This is a genomic window from Pseudomonas sp. Je.1.5.c (genome assembly GCF_051129895.1).
Classification (GTDB): Bacteria; Pseudomonadota; Gammaproteobacteria; order Pseudomonadales; family Pseudomonadaceae; genus Aquipseudomonas; species Aquipseudomonas urmiensis.
On sequence record NZ_JBCPSP010000037.1, the window covers coordinates 17,239 to 38,777 of the forward strand.

Annotated in this window: 29 protein-coding genes; 12 read left to right on the forward strand and 17 right to left on the reverse strand. The window is 62.0% G+C overall.

Translation table 11 applies throughout. The features are described from left to right. Positions 1-26 precede the first annotated feature (26 nt). A complete protein-coding gene (gene yejK / locus AAZU54_RS21495; RefSeq protein WP_186554001.1) occupies positions 27-1,034 on the forward strand; it encodes a nucleoid-associated protein YejK in 1,008 nt (335 codons plus the stop codon). On the opposite strand, the gene AAZU54_RS21500 is transcribed toward yejK, so the two are convergent. The 4 genes from AAZU54_RS21500 to AAZU54_RS21515 all read right to left on the reverse strand — a co-directional run bounded on the left by AAZU54_RS21500 (position 1,015) and on the right by AAZU54_RS21515 (position 3,952). Then, positions 1,015-1,329, reverse strand: a complete 315-nt coding sequence (locus tag AAZU54_RS21500; RefSeq protein WP_434727656.1) for a GIY-YIG nuclease family protein — start codon at positions 1,327-1,329, stop codon at positions 1,015-1,017. The two genes, yejK and AAZU54_RS21500, sit on opposite strands and share 20 nt — an antisense overlap. Before the next feature lie 41 nt (positions 1,330-1,370). Continuing rightward, positions 1,371-1,841, reverse strand: coding sequence for a nuclear transport factor 2 family protein (locus AAZU54_RS21505; RefSeq protein WP_312153002.1), 471 nt, complete (start codon positions 1,839-1,841; stop codon positions 1,371-1,373). Positions 1,842-2,006: 165 nt separating this feature from the next. Further along, complete coding sequence (locus AAZU54_RS21510) at positions 2,007-3,287, reverse strand: CynX/NimT family MFS transporter (RefSeq protein ID WP_186554003.1); 1,281 nt, start codon at positions 3,285-3,287, stop codon at positions 2,007-2,009. Between the two features lie 14 nt (positions 3,288-3,301). Then, entirely contained in the window at positions 3,302-3,952 is a 651-nt protein-coding gene (locus AAZU54_RS21515) for a FadR/GntR family transcriptional regulator (protein ID WP_186554004.1), read from the reverse strand. 143 nt (positions 3,953-4,095) lie between these two features. On the opposite strand from AAZU54_RS21515, the gene AAZU54_RS21520 reads away from it, so the two are divergent. Then, positions 4,096-4,245, forward strand: coding sequence for a hypothetical protein (locus AAZU54_RS21520; protein ID WP_312153000.1), 150 nt, complete (start codon positions 4,096-4,098; stop codon positions 4,243-4,245). Between the two features lie 72 nt (positions 4,246-4,317). Here AAZU54_RS21520 and hisC read toward each other — a convergent pair whose 3' ends face one another. The 10 genes from hisC to AAZU54_RS21570 all read right to left on the reverse strand — a co-directional run bounded on the left by hisC (position 4,318) and on the right by AAZU54_RS21570 (position 12,256). Beyond that, positions 4,318-5,364, reverse strand: coding sequence for a histidinol-phosphate transaminase (gene hisC / locus AAZU54_RS21525; protein ID WP_434727657.1), 1,047 nt, complete (start codon positions 5,362-5,364; stop codon positions 4,318-4,320). Between the two features lie 2 nt (positions 5,365-5,366). Then, on the reverse strand, positions 5,367-6,692 hold the full coding sequence (gene hisD, locus AAZU54_RS21530; protein WP_312152997.1) for a histidinol dehydrogenase: 1,326 nt from the start codon (positions 6,690-6,692) through the stop codon (positions 5,367-5,369). A 127-nt stretch (positions 6,693-6,819) separates the two neighbouring features. After that, positions 6,820-7,455, reverse strand: coding sequence for an ATP phosphoribosyltransferase (hisG, locus tag AAZU54_RS21535; protein ID WP_186554008.1), 636 nt, complete (start codon positions 7,453-7,455; stop codon positions 6,820-6,822). A 92-nt stretch (positions 7,456-7,547) separates the two neighbouring features. After that, entirely contained in the window at positions 7,548-8,813 is a 1,266-nt protein-coding gene (gene murA / locus AAZU54_RS21540; RefSeq protein ID WP_186554009.1) for a UDP-N-acetylglucosamine 1-carboxyvinyltransferase, read from the reverse strand. A 23-nt stretch (positions 8,814-8,836) separates the two neighbouring features. Then, positions 8,837-9,076 (reverse strand): BolA family protein, encoded by a 240-nt coding sequence (locus AAZU54_RS21545; RefSeq protein WP_186554010.1) that lies wholly within the window; start codon positions 9,074-9,076, stop codon positions 8,837-8,839. A 117-nt stretch (positions 9,077-9,193) separates the two neighbouring features. Beyond that, positions 9,194-9,496 (reverse strand): STAS domain-containing protein, encoded by a 303-nt coding sequence (locus AAZU54_RS21550; RefSeq protein ID WP_186554011.1) that lies wholly within the window; start codon positions 9,494-9,496, stop codon positions 9,194-9,196. Then, positions 9,493-10,146, reverse strand: coding sequence for an MlaC/ttg2D family ABC transporter substrate-binding protein (locus AAZU54_RS21555; protein WP_186554012.1), 654 nt, complete (start codon positions 10,144-10,146; stop codon positions 9,493-9,495). Before AAZU54_RS21555 ends, AAZU54_RS21550 begins: the two co-directional genes overlap by 4 nt. Before the next feature lie 9 nt (positions 10,147-10,155). Further along, positions 10,156-10,650: an outer membrane lipid asymmetry maintenance protein MlaD gene (mlaD, locus tag AAZU54_RS21560; protein ID WP_186554013.1), complete on the reverse strand. Its 495-nt coding sequence runs from the start codon at positions 10,648-10,650 to the stop codon at positions 10,156-10,158. Beyond that, a complete protein-coding gene (gene mlaE, locus AAZU54_RS21565; protein ID WP_186554014.1) occupies positions 10,650-11,447 on the reverse strand; it encodes a lipid asymmetry maintenance ABC transporter permease subunit MlaE in 798 nt (265 codons plus the stop codon). Before mlaE ends, mlaD begins: the two co-directional genes overlap by 1 nt. After that, on the reverse strand, positions 11,447-12,256 hold the full coding sequence (locus tag AAZU54_RS21570; RefSeq protein ID WP_186554015.1) for an ATP-binding cassette domain-containing protein: 810 nt from the start codon (positions 12,254-12,256) through the stop codon (positions 11,447-11,449). Before AAZU54_RS21570 ends, mlaE begins: the two co-directional genes overlap by 1 nt. Before the next feature lie 245 nt (positions 12,257-12,501). Between AAZU54_RS21570 and AAZU54_RS21575 the strand changes: the two genes are divergently transcribed. From AAZU54_RS21575 to AAZU54_RS21620, 10 genes are all read left to right on the forward strand, one after another. Next, positions 12,502-13,476, forward strand: coding sequence for a KpsF/GutQ family sugar-phosphate isomerase (locus AAZU54_RS21575; protein ID WP_312152264.1), 975 nt, complete (start codon positions 12,502-12,504; stop codon positions 13,474-13,476). After that, entirely contained in the window at positions 13,477-14,001 is a 525-nt protein-coding gene (locus AAZU54_RS21580) for a KdsC family phosphatase (protein ID WP_186554017.1), read from the forward strand. It abuts the gene before it with no gap. An 8-nt stretch (positions 14,002-14,009) separates the two neighbouring features. Beyond that, positions 14,010-14,582, forward strand: coding sequence for an LPS export ABC transporter periplasmic protein LptC (gene lptC, locus AAZU54_RS21585; protein ID WP_186554018.1), 573 nt, complete (start codon positions 14,010-14,012; stop codon positions 14,580-14,582). Continuing rightward, the gene (gene lptA, locus AAZU54_RS21590; protein ID WP_434727658.1) at positions 14,569-15,093 is read left to right on the forward strand and encodes a lipopolysaccharide transport periplasmic protein LptA; all 525 of its coding nucleotides are present in this window, start codon (positions 14,569-14,571) and stop codon (positions 15,091-15,093) included. Before lptC ends, lptA begins: the two co-directional genes overlap by 14 nt. Then, on the forward strand, positions 15,094-15,819 hold the full coding sequence (gene lptB, locus AAZU54_RS21595) for an LPS export ABC transporter ATP-binding protein (RefSeq protein WP_186554020.1): 726 nt from the start codon (positions 15,094-15,096) through the stop codon (positions 15,817-15,819). Positions 15,820-16,004: 185 nt separating this feature from the next. After that, positions 16,005-17,498, forward strand: coding sequence for an RNA polymerase factor sigma-54 (locus AAZU54_RS21600; RefSeq protein ID WP_186554021.1), 1,494 nt, complete (start codon positions 16,005-16,007; stop codon positions 17,496-17,498). 78 nt (positions 17,499-17,576) lie between these two features. Beyond that, positions 17,577-17,885 (forward strand): ribosome hibernation-promoting factor, HPF/YfiA family, encoded by a 309-nt coding sequence (gene hpf, locus AAZU54_RS21605; RefSeq protein ID WP_023629086.1) that lies wholly within the window; start codon positions 17,577-17,579, stop codon positions 17,883-17,885. 12 nt (positions 17,886-17,897) lie between these two features. Beyond that, the gene (gene ptsN / locus AAZU54_RS21610) at positions 17,898-18,362 is read left to right on the forward strand and encodes a PTS IIA-like nitrogen regulatory protein PtsN (RefSeq protein WP_186554022.1); all 465 of its coding nucleotides are present in this window, start codon (positions 17,898-17,900) and stop codon (positions 18,360-18,362) included. Positions 18,363-18,364: 2 nt separating this feature from the next. Then, on the forward strand, positions 18,365-19,219 hold the full coding sequence (gene rapZ / locus AAZU54_RS21615; protein ID WP_186554023.1) for an RNase adapter RapZ: 855 nt from the start codon (positions 18,365-18,367) through the stop codon (positions 19,217-19,219). A 20-nt stretch (positions 19,220-19,239) separates the two neighbouring features. After that, complete coding sequence (locus tag AAZU54_RS21620) at positions 19,240-19,512, forward strand: HPr family phosphocarrier protein (protein ID WP_186554024.1); 273 nt, start codon at positions 19,240-19,242, stop codon at positions 19,510-19,512. A 45-nt stretch (positions 19,513-19,557) separates the two neighbouring features. On the opposite strand, the gene AAZU54_RS21625 is transcribed toward AAZU54_RS21620, so the two are convergent. The 3 genes from AAZU54_RS21625 to AAZU54_RS21635 are packed head-to-tail and all read right to left on the reverse strand — an operon-like array spanning position 19,558 to position 21,537. Beyond that, the gene (locus AAZU54_RS21625) at positions 19,558-20,451 is read right to left on the reverse strand and encodes a ZIP family metal transporter (protein ID WP_312152263.1); all 894 of its coding nucleotides are present in this window, start codon (positions 20,449-20,451) and stop codon (positions 19,558-19,560) included. A gap of 11 nt (positions 20,452-20,462) precedes the next feature. Then, positions 20,463-21,074, reverse strand: coding sequence for a superoxide dismutase (locus tag AAZU54_RS21630; RefSeq protein WP_312152262.1), 612 nt, complete (start codon positions 21,072-21,074; stop codon positions 20,463-20,465). Position 21,075: 1 nt separating this feature from the next. Next, positions 21,076-21,537 (reverse strand): hypothetical protein, encoded by a 462-nt coding sequence (locus AAZU54_RS21635; RefSeq protein WP_186554027.1) that lies wholly within the window; start codon positions 21,535-21,537, stop codon positions 21,076-21,078. Positions 21,538-21,539 lie beyond the last annotated feature (2 nt).

Below are 21,539 nucleotides of genomic sequence, written 5' to 3' on the forward strand. Positions count from 1 at the left end.
CGCGTGCTCCAACCTCCGAGATTTCCATGCCAATCCGTCATTGCATCGTTCACCTGATCGACAAGAAGCCTGATGGCAGCCCCGCCGTGCTGCATGCACGGGATAACGAGCTGGGCGCATCGGACGCCATCGAAAACCTGCTGGCCGACCTCAACGACAGCTACAACGCCAAGCAAGGCAAGGCGTGGGGGTTGTTCCACGGCGAGTCCGGCGCCTACCCGTTCAGTGGCTGGCTCAAGCAGTACCTGAGTGAAGAAAAAGACTTCACCGCCTTCAGCCGGATCGCCGTCGAGCACCTGCAAAAACTGATGGAAGAGTCCAACCTCTCCACCGGTGGCCATGTGCTGTTCGCTCACTACCAGCAAGGCATGACCGAGTACCTGGCCATCGCCCTGCTGCACCACAGCGACGGCGTGGCGGTCAACGCCGAGCTCGACGTGACCCCCTCTCGCCATCTGGACCTGGGCCAACTGCACCTGGCGGCGCGGATCAACCTGTCCGAATGGCAGAACAACCAGGCTTCCAAACAGTACATCTCGTTCATCAAGGGCAAGAACGGCAAGAAGGTCTCGGAGTACTTCCGCGACTTCATCGGCTGCCAGGAGGGCGTCGATGGCCCCGGCGAGACCCGCACCCTGCTCAAGGCGTTCAGCGACTTCGTCGAAAGCGAAGACCTGCCTGAGGAGTCGGCGCGCGAGAAGACCCAGACCCTGGTCGACTACGCCACCAGCCAGACCAAGATGGGCGAGCCGGTCACCTTGGAAGAGCTTTCCAGCCTCATCGACGAAGACCGCCCCAAGGCGTTCTACGATCACATCCGCAACAAGGACTACGGCCTGTCGCCGGAAATTCCAGCCGATAAACGCACGCTCAACCAATTCCGCCGCTTCACCGGGCGCGCCGAGGGCCTGTCGATCAGCTTCGAGGCTCACCTGCTGGGTTCGAAAGTGGAATATGACGAAGAAGCAGGCACGCTGATCATCAAGGGCCTGCCGACCCAGCTGATCGATCAGCTCAAGCGTCGCACCGACTAAGACCTGGCCAGGAGGCCACCAGGGCCTCCTTGGCAGACTTGCGCAGCTTCTTCACCAGCCGCTCCTGGCGCAACGCTTCGGACTTGTCTGGCCATTGCTCGACATACACCAGCGCCTGCGCCGGGCTGGTCTTGAAGTAGCGCGCGCCCTGACCTTTCTGGTGCTTGAGAAAACGCCGCTGTGGATCGTCGCTGATGCCGCAGTACAGCGAGCCATTGGCGGCGCGCACCAGGTAGACGTACCAGGGCTTGGCAGACGGGGGGATGCCGGGCTGTGTGATAGCAGTCTCGCTCACGGATGTATTCAAGCCAACGGGAAGGCGCCAAGCTTACCCGCTCAACGCGCCTGCTGAAACGCCCGCAAACCCTTGAACGCCTGTTGGCGAACCTTGTTCTGCAACATCGGCGACCAGCCCAGCAGCACCCCTGGCATGCCCAGGGCCTGGCGTGACCAGCGCCAGAGGTCGAAGCTGTCGTGGTGCTGGCTGATCAGGCCGTCGCGAATGACGAAGCGTGCCTGAATATCGTTGATCACCACCCGGCCGGTCTGGCTGAACAGGTAGGTGGCCACCCAATGCGCGCAGCCGCTGTCCTGGTTGGCACGCACTTGATCGAAGGTCAGGCTGAAATCCTTGGCGCGAGTGGTGAGCAGACGCCACATGTCGCCGGCATCCTGGCCGCGCAAGGTGCCGAAGACCGGGTCGCTGAATTCGACATCAGCGCTGTAGCAGGCCACCATCGCTTCGGCATCGAGGCGCTGGAAGGCCTGGTAGAAGCGGGTGATCAGGGCTTGGTTGGCGTCGCTCATGGGTGTGTCCGTCCTGGGGCTCAAGAGCTGAACGATAATCTGCGTTGCGGCGCAATGCCATGCCCATTTGAGTCATGAATGTTTTCTGCGTCGCCCCTATCGCGGGACAAGCCCGCTCTACGTGGGAGCGGGCTTGTCCCGCGATAGGGCCGGTACCGACAACCGCTAAACCCGCTCGCTGACCACTTGCACATGCTGCGCACGCCCGGCTTTCAGGCCAAATACAATCGCCCCGGTGCCCAGCACGGCAAAGATCCACCCCACCGCCGCCCAGCCGCCGGTCAGATCATGCACCAGGCCCACCGCGAACGGCCCCATCGAGGCCAGGGTGTAACCCACGCCTTGGGCCATGCTCGACAGGTTGGCAGCGACGTGCGCGTCTTTTGAGCGCAGCACGATCAGCGTCAGCGCCAAGGCAAAGGTACCGCCCTGCCCCAGGCCCAGTAGCACCGCCCAGCCCCACAGCCCTGACAGCGGCGCATACAGGCAGCCGAACAGGCCCGCCAAGGTCACCAACATGACGATCACGATGGCCAGCCGCTGATCCTTGCCACGCGTCGCCAGCCACGGCGCGCTCAGCGAACTGATCAACTGCACGATCACCGATCCCGACAGCACCAACCCGGCCTCGGTCGGGCTCAGGCCACGACCGATCAGGATCGACGGCAACCAACCAAAGACGATGTACGCCAGCGACGATTGCAGGCCCATGTACAGCGTAACCTGCCAGGCCAGCGGGTCGCGCCACAGGCCGCGCACCTTGTAGGCCACCTTGTGGGCGCCATGGCCCTGGCGTGCCTGCGGTAACCAGACCAGCATGGCCAACAACGCCGGGATCATCCAGAAGCCCAGGCCCATTGCCCAGCTCCCAGCAAAATGCTGGCTCAACGGCACCGTGGCGCCGGCGGCCATGGCCGCGCCCAGGCACAGCGCCATGGTGTAGACGCCGGTCAGTGTACCGGCCTGCTGAGGGAAATCGCGCTTGACGATGCCAGGCAGCAATACCCCGATAATGCCGATGCTGGCGCCTGCCATCAGGCTGCCGAGGAACACCCCGATTGCACCAAACGCGCTGCGTACCACGATGCCCAGGGCCAGGGTCAGGAGAATGCCGAGGATCACCCGCTCACTGCCAAAGCGGCGCGCCAGTACCGGCGCCAGTGGCGCGAACAAGCCCAGGCACAGCACCGGCAAGGTGGTCAGCAAACCTGCTGCCGAAGCACTCAGACCGAGCCCCTCGGACACCTGCCCCAGCACCGGCGCCATGCTCGACAAGGCCGGGCGCAGATTCAGGGCCACCAGGACCAGGCCCAACAGCAGGAGCCAGGGGCGCTGCAGCACCACCGGTTGCTGTTGAACCTGCTCATCATCGGCCTCGGCGTCGATCAGCAGTTCATCGAGCTCCGGCTCATGGGCAGGGGAAGTGCGCGTCAGTTGTTCGGCCATGGGGCTTCTCGTTTTCAGGATTCGATAAGGGTCCGGCTCAGGCGCTTGGCCCGCTCCGGATCACGTTGCTCGATGGCGTCGAGGATCTGCTCATGCAGGTCGAACACCGACTGGCAACGGGGGACGGCGCTCATGTTGCGCTGCAACGCAGCCGCAACCACGCCAGAGAAATAGCGGTACAGCTCACTCAGCGCTGGGTTGTGCGCAGCGTCGACCAGGCGCTGGTGGAACACCAGGTCACAGGCGATGTAAGCGTCGAGGTCGGCATGAAAGTGCGCCTCGCTGCCCTTGAGCGCCTCGCGCAGACCTTGCAAATCCGCTTCGCTGCGGCGCAGGGCCGCCAGGCCAATGGCTTCGGCCTCCAGAATATGCCGCGTCTCACGGGCCTGCTCCGGCGTGCAGCGGGACATCGCCTGCACTGCCTGCAATGGGTCTTGGGCGGTACGCAGGTAGCTGCCATCGCCCTGGCGAATTTCCACCAAGCCACTGAACGCCAACACCCGCATCGCCTCGCGCACGGTATTGCGGCTGATGCCCAGCTCAGCGGCCAACTCAGGTTCGGTCGGCAGACGTTGGCCCACCGTCCACACGCCGTCGAGGATGCGTTCACGCAGCTGCTCCACGGCCATTTCCACCAAGGAGCGACGGACTAATTCAGTTGCCATGCCCACTCACCCAATCATCCTACGAATTCTTAGAGTCTACTCCAGCACACTGGCCCCTGAAAACCACCTGGTAATATTGCTAGTTGCGCGGCCGGAAGGGCTTTGTGACGCTTCGCCTACCGTTCGTCAGCGAGAAATGAGTGATGCGTGACCACAGAGGCCTGGCCATAGTGATTGCTTTGGTGGCCGTGACCGCGCTGGTGTTCAGCCTGGTGATCCAAGGCCAACCCGCACAGACAAGGTCGCCGAAAACGCCATTCATCGGTATGGATGGCGCTGAGCTTGAGCGATGAAAGGAAGGCGGGACTAAGGCAGTAACAAACCTACCGGCCGTGAACAGGCCGGTAGGTAGAGCGGGCGAGCGATCAGCTCAAGGCATCGATCAGCGCCTGGTTCATTTCCGGCGTGCCAATTGTGATCCGCAAGAACTGAGCGATGCGCGCTTGCTTGAAGTGCCGCACGATCACGCCCTGCTCGCGCAGGCGTGCTGCCAGTTCTGCGGCATCCTGCTGCGGATGGCGGGCGAAGATGAAGTTGGCCGCCGATGGCAACACTTCGAAGCCTTTGCCCTGCAATTGCTCGACCAGCAGTTCGCGGCTGTCGATCACCTTGCGGCAGGTTTGTTCGAAATAAGCACGGTCTTCGAACGCTGCCGCCGCACCGACAATCGCCATGCGATCGAGCGGATAGGAGTTGAAGCTGTTCTTGATCCGCTCCAGCGCATCGATCAGGTCTGGGTGGCCAACTGCCAGACCCACCCGCAGGCCTGCCAGCGAACGCGACTTGGACAGGGTCTGGGTGACCAGCAGGTTGTCGTAGCGGTCGACCAGGCTGATGGCGGTCTGGCCGCCAAAATCGATGTAGGCCTCATCGACCACCACCACCGAGTCGGGATTGGCCTGCAGCAGCTGCTCAACCACCGCCAGCGGCATCAAGCAGCCGGTCGGTGCGTTGGGGTTGGGGAAGATGATCCCGGCGTTGGGCCTTTGGTAGTCCTCGATGCGGATCTGGAACTGCTCATCCAGTGGCACCTGCTCGAAGGGGATGCCATACAAGCCGCAGTACACCGGATAGAAGCTGTAGCTGACATCGGGGAACAACAGCGGCGCGCCGTGCTGGAACAGGCCGTGGAAGATGTGCGCGAGCACCTCGTCCGAACCGTTGCCGACAAATACCTGCTGCGGCATAACCCCGTAGTACTCGGCGACGGCCTGTTTGAGCCGGTCGCCGTTAGGGTCCGGGTACAGGCGCAGGTTGTCGTTCAACTCACCACGCATGGCCTCCAGCGCCTTGGGCGATGGGCCATAGGGGTTCTCGTTGGTGTTGAGCTTGACCAACTTGGTCAGCTTCGGCTGCTCGCCCGGCACGTAAGGCACCAGGTCCTTGACGAAGGGGCTCCAGAATTTACTCATGCTCAGTTCCCCTTCTTGTCGGCAAGGATGCGGTATTCGGCGCTACGGGCGTGGGCAGTCAGCGACTCGCCACGGGCCAGCACCGAGGCGGTTTGGCCAAGCTCGGATGCGCCCTGCTCGGAGCAGAAGATGATCGATGAACGCTTCTGGAAGTCATACACCCCCAGCGGCGAGGAAAAGCGCGCAGTGCCGGAAGTTGGCAGCACGTGGTTGGGGCCTGCGCAGTAGTCGCCCAGGGCTTCGCTGGTGTGACGGCCCATGAAGATCGCGCCGGCATGGCGAATCTGCGGCAGCCAGGCCTGCGGATCGGCCACCGACAGCTCCAGGTGCTCAGGCGCGATGCGGTTGGCCACTTCAATCGCCTGCTGCATGTCGCGCACTTGAATCAGCGCGCCACGGCCGTTGATCGATTTCTCGATGATCTCGGCGCGCTCCAGGGTCGGCATCAGTTTGTCGATGCTCGCCGCCACGCGGTCGAGGAACTCGCCATCGGGGCTGACCAGAATGGCCTGGGCGTCTTCATCGTGCTCGGCCTGGGAGAACAGGTCCATGGCGATCCAGTCCGGATCGGTCTGGCCATCGCAGACCACGAGGATTTCCGACGGGCCAGCAATCATGTCGATACCGACCTGGCCGAACACATGCCGTTTGGCGGTGGCGACATAGATGTTACCGGGGCCAACGATCTTGTCGACCTGCGGCACGCTCTCGGTGCCATAGGCCAGCGCCGCTACCGCCTGGGCGCCACCGACGGTGAACACCCGGTCGACACCAGCGATGCAGGCCGCTGCCAGCACCAGCTCATTGAGCTCGCCGCGCGGGGTCGGCACCACCATCACCACTTCGGCAACGCCTGCGACCTTGGCCGGGATGGCGTTCATCAGCACCGAGGAGGGGTACGAAGCCTTGCCGCCTGGCACGTACAAGCCTGCGCGGTCCAGCGGCGTGACTTTCTGGCCGAGCACAGTGCCGTCAGCTTCGGTGTACTGCCAGGAGTCCTGCTTCTGCCGCTCGTGGTACATACGCACGCGATCGGCGGCCTTTTCCAGCGCTTGGCGCTGGGCCGGGGTAATGCGGGTCAGGGCCAGCTCCAGGCGCTCACGGCCAAGGATCAGGTCATCGATCGAGGTGGCATTGACGCCGTCGAAACGCTGGGTGAACTCCACCAGCGCGGCGTCACCGCGTTCGCGCACTGCCTTGATGATGTCGAGCACACGCTGGTTGACCGCGTCATCGGACACACTCTCCCAGCTCAGCAGATGATCCAGATGTCGGGCGAAATCCGGATCAGCGGCGTTGAGACGGGCAATAGCAGTGGACACGGTCATGGCGAGGGCCTCGATTATTAGCGAATGCTCAGGCGCCCTAGGCTACCAGTCGATCCGCGCGGGCACCTGAGAAAAATTGGCTATGACGCGGATAGACGGGCGCGACAGCGAAGGTCGCGCGCAGGAATCAGCCGCGGTGTCGCGATTCGACCGCTTTGCGCAGCGTGTCGATCAGTGTCTGGATGCGTGCGTGCTGCATCTTCATGGAGGCTTTGTTGACGACCAGGCGCGAGCTTACCGTGGCGATCAGGTCCTGGGGCTCCAGGCCGTTGGCGCGCAGGGTATTGCCGGTGTCGACCACGTCGATGATCTTGTCGGCGAGGTTGATCAGCGGGGCCAGCTCCATCGAACCGTACAGCTTGATGATATCGACCTGACGGCCCTGCTCGGCGTAGTAGCGCTTGGCTACGTTGACGAACTTGGTGGCCACACGCAGCCGGCCCTTGGGCTCGGGCGCACCGACCACACCAGCGGTCATCAGCTTGCAGCGGGCGATTTGCAGGTCCAGCGGCTCGTACAGACCCTGGCCACCGTACTCCATGAGCACGTCCTTACCGGCCACCCCGAGGTCGGCGGCACCATGCTCGACATAGGTCGGCACGTCGGTGGCGCGCACGATCAGCAGGCGCACGTCGTCCTGGGTCGTGGGGATGATCAGCTTGCGGCTCTTGTCCGGATTCTCGGTCGGCACGATACCGGCCTCGGCCAGCAATGGCAGGGTATCGTCGAGGATTCGGCCTTTGGATAGCGCGATGGTCAACATGGAAAACGTCGGTCCTTAAGCGGCTATAGCCAGCCAGGTCGGTGACCTGGCCGCTTGAAATTCGGTAGGCGCATCCCTGCGCCTGTCACAGATTAACCCGGAACGCGGCGGATCTTGGCGCCGAGCATCTGCAGTTTTTCCTCGATGCACTCATAACCACGGTCGATGTGGTAGATGCGATCGATCAGGGTATCGCCTTCGGCGACCAGGGCCGACAGCACCAGGCTGGCGGAAGCACGCAGGTCGGTAGCCATGACCGGTGCACCCTTGAGCGCTGGCACGCCAGTGACGATGGCGGTGTTGCCCTCGACCTGGATGTGGGCGCCCATGCGGTGCATTTCATAGACGTGCATGAAGCGGTTTTCGAAGATCGTCTCGATCACTGCGCCGGTGCCTTCGGCAATGGCGTTGAGCGAGATGAACTGCGCCTGCATGTCGGTCGGGAACGCTGGGTACGGCGCGGTACGCAGGTTGACGGCTTTCGGCCGCTTGCCGTGCATGTTCAGCTCGATCCAGTCTTCGCCGGTGGTGATGTCGGCGCCAGCTTCCTTGAGTTTCTCAAGGACCGCTTCGAGGATGGTCGGATCGGTGTCCTTGACCTTGACCCGGCCGCCAGTGACGGCAGCGGCCACCAGGTAGGTGCCGGTTTCGATACGGTCAGGCATGACCCGGTAGGTGGCCGAGTGCAGACGCTCGACGCCATCGATGGTGATGGTGTCGGTGCCAGCGCCCTGGACGTTGGCGCCCATGGCGATCAGGAAGTTGGCCAGGTCGACCACTTCCGGCTCGCGCGCGGCGTTCTGCAGCACGCTGCGGCCCTTGGCCAGGGCAGCGGCCATCATGATGTTCTCGGTACCGGTGACGCTGACGGTATCGAAGAAGAAGTGCGCGCCACGCAGGCCGCCTTCAGGCGCCTTGGCCTTGATGTAGCCGCCTTCGACTTCGATCTTCGCGCCCATGGCTTCCAGGCCGCGGATGTGCAGGTCGACCGGACGCGAGCCAATCGCGCAACCGCCAGGCAGGGCCACTTCGGCCTCGCCGAAACGGGCGACCATCGGGCCCAGCACCAGGATCGAGGCGCGCATGGTCTTCACCAGCTCGTACGGCGCGACCAGGGTCTTGATGGTGCGTGGATCGATTTCCACCGCCAGCTTCTCGTCGATCACCGGCTCAATGCCCATGCGACCGAACAGCTCGATCATGGTGGTGATGTCGTGCAGGTGCGGCAGGTTGCCGACGGTGACCGGGCCATCGGCCAGCAGGGTCGCTGCAAGAATCGGCAGGGCGGCGTTCTTCGCCCCGGAAATGCGGATCTCGCCATCAAGACGAGCGCCGCCAGTAATAATCAGTTTGTCCATAGGAATCTCGCCGCCAAGTAGGCTCAGGTGCGCTCAGCCCAGGCTGCGCTGCTGAAAAATTTCATGGTTACCGCGTGGATACTGCCATCGGCAATCCACGGATTCAGGTGAGCATAGATCGCCTGCTGACGCTTTACCGGGCTCTGGCCGGCCAGCTCGTCGCTGATCACGTTCAACTGGAAGTTGCAGCCTTCACCCTCAACTTCGACTTGGGTTCCCGGCAATTTCTCTTCAAGAAAACTCTTAACTTCTACGGCCTGCATGCTCAACCTCAATCGGCGCCCTGTGCGCGCGGGTCGGCCATCATACAAAAAAGCCCCTCGCCTGCGAAGCCCATGAACGGACACGCTGACCGAGGGGCCTTTCACCTTGTCGGGCAATCAGCCCGCCAATACTTCATCCAGGTCATAGACCTCGGCGATTTCGCGCATGTCATCGGGCATGCCGCGCAGCTCCCAGGACTTGCCAGCCGCCTGGGCATCACGCATGAACGCCAGCAGCAGGGACAAGCCAACGCTGCTGGACTTGACCACTTGCGAGCAGTCCAGGACCAGGCGTTGCTCGCCACTGGCGACGATCAGCGCCTTGCCTTCCTTGCGCAGGGCCGGGCCGCTGCGGTAATCCAGCACCCCGGCCAGGCGCAGAACGCCTGGTTCGGTCATGCTCACGCCGGCTTCGCTCATTGCACTTCCTTATCCGGCGAGCTGTCGGCGGTTTGCTTGGCCTTGGCGACTTCGCCAGCCCAGCCGTCGATGGTCTTGTCCAGATTGTTGCCGTTGCGCGACATGGCATCGGCGAACTGGTCACGGAACAGCTTGCCTATGTTGATGCCATTGACGATGACGTTACGCACTTTCCACTCGCCGCCCAGCTTGACCATGGTGTACTGCACGGGATAGACCGCGCCATTGTTGCCAGTGACCTTCATGCCAACGCTGGTGCGATCACCCTCTTCACCCTTGGCCGGGTCAACGGTGATGCCCTGGTTGTTGTATTCGAGCAAGGCATTGCCATAGAACTGCATCAGGCTGCGCTTGAAGTTTTCCTGGAAGCGCTGCATCTGCTCAGGCGTGGCCTTGCGCGAGTACTTGACGGTCATGATGCTCTTGGAGATGCCGTCAGCATCGACTACCGGGCCAAGGTTGCTGTTGAGCGCGTCGTAGAAGGCCTGGGGGCTGGCCTTGTACTGCTCCTTGTTGGCCTTCAGATCGCTCAGCAGTTGATTGGTGGTGGTCTGGATCACCTCACGGGCAGACTGCCCAGGGGCAGCCAGGGCCAGCAGGGGGAAGGCCGCCAGCAGGACCAACAGGCCGCGTCGCAGGATCGAGATCATGGAAACTCCTTAATTAGCTGGATTAGCTGGGGTGGCTTCTTTCGGTTCTTTGCCAACTGTATTGAGCAGGAACTTGCCAATCAGATCTTCCAGGACCAGCGCCGACTGGGTGTCATGGATAGTGCTGTCATCTTTGAGCACCTCTTCTTCACCGCCCACGCTGATGCCGATGTACTTCTCACCGAGCAAACCTGCGGTCAGGATCGAGGCAGTGGAGTCGACTGGCAGGTTGTCGACATTTTTGTCCAGCTGCAGGGTCACCCGACCGGTATAGGAATCACGGTCCAGATCGATGGCCGTGACCTTGCCGATGGTCACACCGGCCATGGTCACTTTAGCTCTGACCGTCAAACCGGCGATATTGTCGAAGTAGGCATAAACTTTATAGGTATCGCTGCTCGGGCTGGCGGACAGCCCGCTGACACGCAGGGCCAGCAGCAGCAACGCCAGGATCCCGGCCAGGAGGAACAGGCCGACACCGATTTCCAGGGTGCGGTTTTGCATCAGAAATCTCCAAACATCAAGGCGGTCAGAATAAAGTCCAGACCCAGGACTGCCAACGAGGCATAGACCACGGTCTTGGTGGTGGCACGGCTGATCCCTTCTGAGGTGGGCTCGCAGTCATACCCCTGGAATACGGCAATCCAGGTCACGACGAAGGCGAACACCAGGCTTTTCACCAGGCCGTTGAGCACGTCGTCGGTAAAGGAAACGCTGTTTTGCATGTTGGCCCAGAACGAGCCCTCGTAGACGCCCAGCCAGTCGACCGCGACCCACGAACCACCCCAGATGCCGACCACGCTGAACAGCAGCGCCAGCAACGGCAGCGAGATGAAGCCAGCCCACAGGCGTGGCGCAACGATGTACTTGAGCGGGTCGACGCCAATCATTTCAAGGCTCGACAGTTGCTCGGTGGACTTCATGTTGCCGATCTCGGCAGTCAGCGCAGAACCGGCACGCCCGGCGAACAGCAAGGCGGTGACCACCGGCCCCAGCTCGCGCAGCAAGGTCAGCGCAACCATCTGCCCTACCGCTTGCTCGGAGCCGTACTTGGTCAGGATGCTGTAGCCCTGCAGCGCCAGCACCATGCCGATGAACACGCCGGAGACAACGATGATCGCCAGCGACAGCACGCCCACCGAATACAGCTGCTTGACCAGCAGCTGGAAGCCGCCGCCAATGCCGCCACGACCAATCAGCGAATGAAACAGGAACAGGCAAGAGCGCCCCAGCACCGCCACCACGTCGATGGCCGAGCGCCCGAGCAGGCGGATTCGTTCGAGTAAGGATCTTCTGCGCATCAACGCGTCCCCAGCAGATCGGCGCGGTAGTCAGGCGCAGGAAAGTGGAAAGGTACCGGGCCGTCAGGGTCGCCCTTCATGAATTGGCGGATGCGCGGATTGTCCGAGCCCATCAGTTCGTCCGGGGTGCCCTGCCCCAGCACCTGGCCATCACCGACCACGTAGATGTAGTCGGCAATGCTCGCGGTCTCGGCCAGGTCATGGGAGACGACGATGCTGGTGATGCCCAGGGCATCGTTGAGCAGGCGGATCAGGCGCACCAATACGCCCATGGCGATCGGGTCCTGGCCGACGAACGGCTCGTCGTACATGAGAATCTGCGGATCCAGGGCAATAGCCCGGGCCAGGGCTACCCGGCGCTTCATGCCACCGGACAGTTCATCGGGCATCAGGTCGATGGCGCCGCGCAAGCCCACGGCCTGCAGCTTCATCAGGACGATATCGCGGATCATCTCTTCCGACAGCTGGGTATGCACCCGCAGCGGGAAGGCGACGTTCTCGAACACATCGAGGTCAGTGAACAGCGCACCGCTCTGGAACAGCACGCCCATCTGCTTGCGCGCATCGAACAGATCGCCGCGCGACAAGCTCGGCAGGTTCTGCCCGGCCACCCAGACTTCGCCACTCGAAGGCCGCAGCTGCGCGCCCATCAGGCGCAACAGGGTGGTCTTGCCGCACCCCGATGGCCCCATGATGCCAGTGACCTTGCCGCGCGGGATGCGGATGTCGACATTGCTGAAAATGCTGCGCGAACCGCGCTTGAAGGTAAGCCCCTTCAACTCGACCGCGTAGGCGCTATCCACACTCATCTAGACTCCTTGCAAAACAGCCTCGTCTCAATGGACGCCTGCCCTCATCGTGAAGGCACACGCGCCCCCCGCGGGCCGAATAGCGGCGAACTATAGCACCGCAGACAGGCCCGCCCCAAGGCCATCCACGCAGTGGTTCAGGCCAACGACAGGCTTGTGCAACATCCGTATGACAATCGAAGGATGAGCCTTTCGCACATTAGGGCTATAATCGCCGCCTTTTCATCAGGCATTGCTTCCCGAACATGAGCCAATCCAGCGAGCTGATCCAATCCGCCCAGCGTACCTTGCGCCTGGAACTCGAGGCCGTCGAGGGCCTGCTGGCCCGCATCGACGCCAATTTCGTCAAGGCCTGCGAGCTGATCCTGGCCAGCAAAGGCCGGGTCGTGGTGGTCGGCATGGGCAAGTCCGGGCATATCGGCAACAAAATTGCTGCCACCCTTGCCAGCACCGGCACGCCATCGTTCTTCGTCCATCCGGCCGAAGCCAGCCATGGCGACATGGGCATGATCACCCGCGACGATGTCATCTTGGCCCTGTCCAACTCTGGCAGCACTGCTGAAATCGTCACCCTGCTGCCGTTGATCAAGCGCCTGGGCATCCAGCTGATCAGCCTCACCGGCAACCCCGACTCGCCGCTGGCCCAGGCCGCCGAGGTCAACCTCGACGCGCGGGTCGAGCAGGAAGCCTGCCCGTTGAACCTGGCGCCAACCTCATCGACCACCGCTGCCCTGGTGCTGGGCGATGCGCTGGCGATCGCCCTGCTTGAGGCGCGCGGCTTCTCCGCCGAGGACTTCGCCTTCTCGCACCCTGGTGGCGCACTTGGCCGTCGCCTGCTGCTGAAGGTCGAGAACGTCATGCACTCGGGCGACGAACTGCCCCAGGTGCAACGCGGCACCCTGCTCAAGGAAGCACTCCTCGAAATGTCCCGCAAAGGCTTGGGCATGACCGTGGTCGTCGAACGTGACGGCACACTGGCCGGGGTGTTCACCGACGGTGACCTGCGCCGCAGCCTGGACCGCAACATTGACGTGCACACCACGCTGATCGACGACGTCATGACCGTGCACGGCAAGACCGCCCGCGCCGAGATGCTCGCCGCCGAGGCCTTGAAAATCATGGAAGACCACAAGATCGGCGCGCTGGTCGTGGTCGATCAGGATGACCGCCCAAGCGGCGCCCTGAACATGCACGACCTGCTGCGCGCTGGAGTAATGTGAATGAGCCAAGATCTGCTGCAACGCGGCAAAGCCATCAAGCTGGCGGTGTTTGACGTCGATGGCGTATTGACCGACGGGCGCCTGTACTTCCTCGAAGACGGCAGCGAATTCAAGACTTTCAATACCCTCGACGGCCAGGGCATCAAGATGCTCATGAACTCGGGCGTGACCACGGCGATCATCAGTGGCCGCAAGACCCCGGTGGTCGAGCGCCGCGCCAAGAACCTGGGTATCCCCCACCTGTATCAGGGCCGGGAAGATAAACTGGTGGTTCTCGACGGCCTTCTGGCAGAACTGGGCCTAAGCTATGAACAGGTCGCCTACTTGGGCGATGACCTGCCTGACCTGCCGGTGATCCGCCGGGTAGCCTTGGGCATGGCCGTGGCCAACGCCGCACCGTTCGTTCGCCAGCACGCCCATGGGGTGACCCAGGCGCGCGGTGGCGAAGGCGCCGCCCGCGAGTTCTGTGAACTGATCATGCAGGCCCAGGGCACCCTGGACGCTGCCAACGCCAATTACCTGTAAGGCCGCACATGTTCAGCAAGAAAGCCAAAAACATCGCACTGTTCAGCGTGATCGCCGCGCTGCTGGTGGCGGTCGGCTACTGGAACATCAGCCCCGAGAGCTTTCTCGACAAGCCGGTGACCCAGGTCGATGAAAACGCCATCGACTATTACGCGATCAACGCCCATAGCGTGCAGTTCCTGCCTGACGGCAAGATGCAGTACGAAATGACTGCCGACAAGGTCGAGCACCTCAAGGCCAGCGAAGTCACCTTGGTGACCACCCCAGACCTGCACATGTACCGTGGCACCGCCTACCCGTGGCACGTGCAGAGCGTGCGCGCCGAGGTCAATCCGGATGGCAGCGAGGTCGAACTGATCGACCAGGTTCGAGTGGCCCGCACTGACGAAAAGCAGCGCGAGACCATCATCACTACCACCCGCATGACGGTGTTCCCGCAGAAGCAATATGCGCAGACCGAGCAAGCCGTTAGAATCGACGGCGCCGGTGGCACAACTACGGGCAAAGGAATGAAAGCGTATTTGAAAGACGGCAGGATGGACCTGCTGTCCAACGTAAGAGGACAGTATGAGGCTCGTTAAAACCCTCCCCTTTTTGCTCAGCCTGAGCGCAGCACTGGGAAGCGCGAGCGCCTTGGCCCTGCCGAACGATCGTGACCAGCCAATTCGTATCCAGGCCGACGACGCTCACCTGGATGACAAGCAAGGCGTAGCTACCTACAAGGGCGATGTGATCATCACCCAAGGCTCGATGATGATCAAAGGCAACACCGTGACCATGACCCGTGCCGCCAATGGCGACATCGACGTGGTGACCTCGGTGGGCAACCTGGCCTACTTCGAACAGCAGCAGAGCGCCGCCAAGCCCGACAAGATGAAAGGCTGGGCTGTGACCATCCAGTACCAGGCGCAGAAAGACATGGTGATCCTCACCGACCGCGCCAAGGTCGAGAACGAAGGCAACACCACCGAAGGCGAGAAGATCGTCTACAACACCAAGTCCCAGGTGGCGACCGCCGGCCGTGGCGGCAATGTGTCCACGCCACGTCAGCGTATCGACATGGTGATCCAGCCGAAGAAGAAGGCCGAGTAAATGGCAACCCTCAAAGCCCAGCACCTGGCCAAGAGCTACAAGGGCCGCCAGGTGGTTCGCGATGTCAGCCTGTCGATCGACAGCGGCCAGATCGTCGGTCTGCTGGGGCCTAACGGCGCCGGCAAGACCACTTGCTTCTACATGATCGTCGGCCTGGTCCAGGCCGACCAGGGCCGCGTGCTGATCGACAGCAACGACGTCAGCCATCAGCCCATGCACGGTCGCGCACGCGCCGGCATTGGCTACCTGCCGCAGGAAGCCTCGATCTTCCGCAAGCTGTCGGTGGCCGACAACATCATGGCCATTCTCGAGACCCGCAAGGAACTCGACCGTGATGGCCGGCGCAAGGAGCTGGAAAGCCTGCTGCAGGAATTCCACATCAGCCACATCCGCGACAACCTCGGCATGAGCCTTTCCGGTGGCGAACGTCGCCGGGTCGAGATTGCCCGCGCCCTGGCGACCGCGCCGAAGTTCATCCTGCTCGATGAACCCTTCGCTGGTGTCGACCCGATTTCCGTGGGCGACATCAAGCAAATTATCCACCACCTCAAGGCCAAGGGTATCGGTGTACTGATCACCGACCACAACGTCCGCGAGACCTTGGATATCTGTGAAACCGCGTACATCGTCAACGATGGCCAGCTGATCGCCGAAGGCGATGCCGAGACCATCCTGGCCAACGATCTGGTCAAGGAAGTTTACCTGGGTCACGAGTTCCGACTCTGATGCCCAGGCTTGCCTGAGCACTGTCAGACGGCCAGTAAAACGGCCTCTGCCCGGCTTAAGTGCTACAGTGCTCTAGGCAAACGCTACAAATTAAGGCATATAACTTGCTTGAAATTGGCGCCGCGGCGCCCTTCGTGTAGTGGATGGCGCATGCGCGCCGGCGAACAAGGTATTAAGCCCCAGCCATGAAACCATCGCTCGTCCTAAAAATGGGCCAGCAACTGACGATGACCCCTCAGTTGCAACAGGCCATTCGTCTGCTTCAGCTCTCCACCCTGGACCTTCAACAGGAAATCCAGGAGGCGCTGGAATCCAACCCGATGCTCGAACGTCAGGAAGACGGCGAGGACTTCGACAACAGCGACCCGATGGCCGATAACGCCGAGAGCAAGCCGGCTGCCGAAGCTCAGGACAACAGTTTCCAGGAAAGCACCGTCTCCACCGAGAACCTCGAGGACGGCGAATGGAGCGAGCGCATCCCCAACGAATTACCAGTCGACACCGCCTGGGAAGATATCTACCAGACCAGTGCCAGCAGCCTGCCCAGCAACGATGACGACGAGTGGGATTTCACCACCCGCACCTCTGCTGGCGAAAGCCTGCAAAGCCACCTGCTGTGGCAACTGAACCTGGCGCCGATGTCCGACACCGACCGCCTGATCGCGGTCACCCTGATCGACAGCATCAACCAGCAGGGCTACCTGGAAGACACCCTCGAGGAAATCTGCGCAGGGTTCGACCCGGAGCTGGATATCGAACTCGATGAGGTCGAGGCAGTTCTGCACCGCATCCAACAGTTCGAGCCAGCCGGCGTCGCCGCGCGCACCCTGGGCGAATGCCTGCTGCTGCAACTGCGCCAACTGCCCGGCAACACGCCGTGGATGGCCGAGGCCCAGCGCCTGGTCACCGACTTCATCGACCTGCTCGGCAGCCGCGACTACAGCCAGCTGATGCGCCGCATGAAGCTCAAGGAAGACGAGCTGCGCCAGGTCATCGAACTGGTACAGACCCTCAACCCACGCCCAGGCTCGCAGATCGAATCCAGCGAACCTGAGTACGTGGTGCCCGACGTGATCGTGCGCAAAGACAGCGAGCGCTGGCTGGTCGAGCTGAACCAGGAAGCCATCCCACGCCTGCGGGTCAACCCGCAGTACGCAGGCTTCGTGCGCCGCGCCGACACCAGCGCCGACAACACCTTCATGCGCAATCAGCTGCAGGAAGCGCGCTGGTTCATCAAGAGCCTGCAAAGCCGCAACGAGACCCTGATGAAGGTGGCCACGCAGATCGTCGAGCACCAGCGTGGCTTCCTCGACCATGGCGACGAGGCGATGAAGCCGTTGGTTCTGCATGACATCGCCGAAGCGGTGGGCATGCACGAGTCGACGATTTCCCGGGTTACCACCCAGAAATACATGCACACCCCGCGTGGCATCTACGAACTGAAATACTTTTTCTCAAGCCACGTGAGCACCGCCGAAGGCGGCGAATGCTCGTCTACGGCGATCCGCGCGATCATCAAGAAATTGGTTGCGGCGGAAAATCAGAAAAAGCCATTGAGTGACAGCAAGATCGCTGGTTTACTGGAGGCACAAGGCATCCAGGTAGCCCGTCGCACCGTCGCCAAGTACCGCGAGTCGCTCGGCATCGCACCGTCGAGTGAACGCAAGCGACTGATGTAGCCCCGGGATGTGCCACAGCGTTTGTGTGGCAGGTGCAATACCTGCCTCTTTATGCACGGGCAACAAAGGAGAAGCTGTATGCAAGTCAACATCAGTGGACAGCATGTAGAAGTTACCCAACCTCTTCGCGACTATGTGCTTGAAAAGCTCGCCCGCGTGGAGGGTCACTTCGACAAGATCACCAACGTGACGGTGATCATGAAGGTTGAAAAGCTTCAGCAGAAAATTGAAGCGACCCTGCAGATTCCCGGCGGCGAAGTGGTTGCCAATGCCGAACACCAAGACATGTATGCAGCGATCGATGCTTTGGCTGACAAGCTCGACCGCCAATTGAAAAAACATAAGGAAAAACAGCAAAGCCTGCTGCAAGGTGCAGCCGCCCGCTGATCCCCCTCATCCATGATCCGACTTGAAACCATCCTGACCCCCGGCCGTTCCCTCGTGAACGTGCCGGGCGGCAGTAAAAAGCGCGCCCTGGAAAAGGTCGCCAACGTGATTGCCGAGCAAATCCCCGAGCTGGAGATGCAGGACGTCTTCGAAAAGCTTATCGCCCGCGAAAAGCTTGGCTCCACCGGATTTGGCAATGGCATCGCCATTCCTCACTGCCGCCTCGAAGGCTGCACGGCGCCGGTCAGTGCGCTGCTGCACCTGGATGCCCCTATCGACTACGATGCCATCGATGGTGCGCCAGTGGACTTGCTGTTCGTCCTGCTGGTACCCGAAGCTGCCACCGATGCCCACCTTGAGCTGCTGCGCCAGATTGCCAGCATGCTCGATCGCGAGGACGTTCGTAAGCGCCTGCGTGCTGCTGACAGCAACGAGGCCCTCTACCAGGTCGTCCTGGACGTACAAAACGGGAGCTGAACATGCGCCTGATCATCGTCAGCGGCCGTTCCGGTTCCGGCAAGAGCACTGCCCTTGCCGTGCTGGAAGACAACGGCTATTACTGCATCGACAACCTCCCCGCCGGGTTGCTGCCGCAGCTGGCGGAAAATGCGCTGATCAACACCGAACTGATGCAACCCAAGGTTGCCGTGTCGATCGACGCGCGTAACCTGCCCAGCCATCTGTCGCGCTTCCCAGAGCTGCTCGAAGAGGCGCGCGCGCGGCACATTCAATGCGACGTACTGTATCTGGACGCCGACGAAGACACGCTGCTCAAGCGCTTCTCCGAGACGCGCAGACGCCATCCGCTGACCAACGCCGATCGCTCCCTGGCTGAAGCGATCCGGGTTGAAAGCGAACTGCTCGGGCCGATCGCCGACTTGGCCGACCTGAAGATCGACACCACCAACCTCAACCTTTACCAGCTGCGTGACTCGATCAAGCTGCGCCTGCTCAACCAACCCGAGCCTGGCACGGCTTTTTTGGTTGAATCCTTCGGCTTCAAGCGGGGCATGCCGGTTGATGCCGACCTGGTGTTCGATGTGCGCTGCCTGCCTAACCCGTACTGGAAGCCAGAGCTGCGTGAGCATTCCGGCCTTGAACAGCCGGTGATCGATTATTTGGCTGCACAGCCCGATGTCGAGGAGATGTACCAGGATATCTCCAGCTACTTGCTCAAATGGCTGCCACGCTTCGCCGCCAGCAACCGCGCCTATGTCACTATCGCCATCGGCTGCACGGGTGGTCATCACCGCTCGGTGTACCTGACCGAACGCCTCGGCCAGTCGCTGCAGCAAACCCTGAAAAACGTCCAGGTCCGCCACCGCGACCTCTAGCCCACAGGATCCACCCAACGATGCCCGCCCGCGAAATCACCATCATCAACAAGCTGGGGCTCCATGCCCGGGCGGCGGCAAAGTTCGTCGGCGTGGCCGGGCGCTACCCGTGCCAGGTGAGGGTTGGCCGCGCGCCAGACAAACTGGTCGATGGCAAAAGCATCATGGCCGTGATGATGCTCGCCGCAGGTAAAGGCACCCAAGTGCACCTGCATACCGAGGGCGAGCAGGACCACGATGCCCTTGAAGCGCTGGTGGCGCTGATCAACAACTATTTCGACGAAGGCGAGTAAGACGCTGAAGAACGTCGGGGCCGTAAAGCGGCCCCAAGAACTAAATCAGGCCATCGCCGTATCCATCACCATCATCAGGCAGAAGCCAACACACAGCCCCAAACTGGCCAGACGATGATGGCCATTGCTGCGCGATTCCGGAATGATCTCCTGGGTCACCACCAGCAACATCGCCCCCGCCGCGCAGGCCAGGCCCAACGGCAACAGCAGTTCAGCGACATTGACCAGCCAGGCGCAAATCACCGCCGCCAATGGCTCGACCAGCCCAGAAGCGGCGCCGATCAAGAACGCCTTGAACCGCGACATCCCCGCCCCCGCCAAGACCAAGGCGATCACTAGCCCTTCAGGCACATCCTGCAAGGCGATGCCCATGGCCAGGCTGTCGGCATCGGCCATACCGCCCCCCGCAGACACGCCAATGGCCATGCCTTCGGGAATGTTGTGGGCAATGATGGCGATGACGAACAGCCAGATCCGCGCGGCGATCACCGGCTGATTGTCGCTGCCGACCAAGGCTTCCGGCGATGCGCCGGAGACTTTCAGGTCGACCAGAAACAGGCACAAGGCACCGAACAACAGGCCAAAACTGATCACGCCACCGGCGCCCCAAGGGCTGAAACCGATGGCCTGGGCCGCATCCAGGCCGGGGATGATCAGCGAGAATGCAGTGGCCGCCAGCATCACCCCGGCGCCAAAACCCAGCAATGTGTCCGCCAGGGCAACCGGCATGTTGCGGATGACCAACACCGGTACTGCGCCCAGCGCCGTGCCCAATGCACACAATGCGCCGCCCTCCAGGGCCCGCAGCATGCGCGGTTCCAGGTCTAGCCAGTCGATGCCACGCGCAACCAGCAGCGCGGTGCCGACCAGCAACAGCAAAGTCCCTAGCGCCAGTCGAAACAGACGCACACTGCTGACAGACATCACCTCAGAGCGCATACCGGGTCAACTCACTTCAGGGCTTCAAGGTAACGGCGTTCCACTTCAGCCCAATCGACGACGTTATAAAACGCACCGATGTATTCCGGGCGGCGGTTCTGGTACTTGAGGTAGTAAGCGTGCTCCCAGACGTCCAGGCCGAGGATCGGCGTGTTGCCGTGCATCAGCGGGCTGTCCTGGTTGCCGCTGCTTTCCACGACCAGCGTGTTCCCGGGGGTCACGCTCAACCAGGCCCAGCCGCTGCCAAAGCGGGTCAGGGCGGCCTTGGTGAAGGCGTCTTTGAATGCCTCGAAACCACCTAGCTGCTCATCGATGGCCTTGGCCACCTGACCCTCTGGCAAACCGCCGCCCTTGGGCGACATCACCGTCCAGAACAAGCTGTGGTTAGCATGACCACCGCCCTGGTTGATCACTGCGCCCTGCAGCTTTTCCGGCAGTTGCTTGACCGCACCCACCAGTTGCTCAACCGGCCATTCGGCCCACTCGGTGCCTTCGATGGCGGCATTGAGGTTGTTGATGTAGGTCTGGTGGTGCTTGCTGTGGTGGATCTCCATGGTCTGGGTATCGATGTGCGGCTCCAGCGCATCGTAGGCGTAAGGCAAGGCAGGCAAGGTATGCGGCATGTCAGTGGATTCCATAGGCTAATGGGCGATGAGTGACGTCCACCTGGGCAGCCAGCTCGCTCGCCTCAGGTGCGTGGCGATTGAGCAGGCGCTCGGTGCGCGGGTACTGGCCGTACTCGGCAATGAAGTTCAGCAGCTCGGTGTAGGTACGCCCGCTGTGACGCAGCGCTGCGTCACGCAAGGCCTGGGGCAGGCGCGCCTCCTGGCTGGCCTGGAGCAGCCGCTGATGCGCGGCGCACAAGTAATCGGCGCTCTCGTGCGGCTGGTTCAGGCGCAGGTGCAAATCGGCCAGGTTGTGGTGAGCGATGACGAAAGCGGCGACCGCTTCGTCGACGTCATGCCAGCGCTCGAGCAGCACCTGGGCCAGGGCCAGGGCTTGTAGGTAATGTTCCCGGGCATCGACCAGCTCGCCTTGTTCGAACAAGCGATTGGCGTAATCCGTGGTGCGTTTCCAGTGCTGCATGA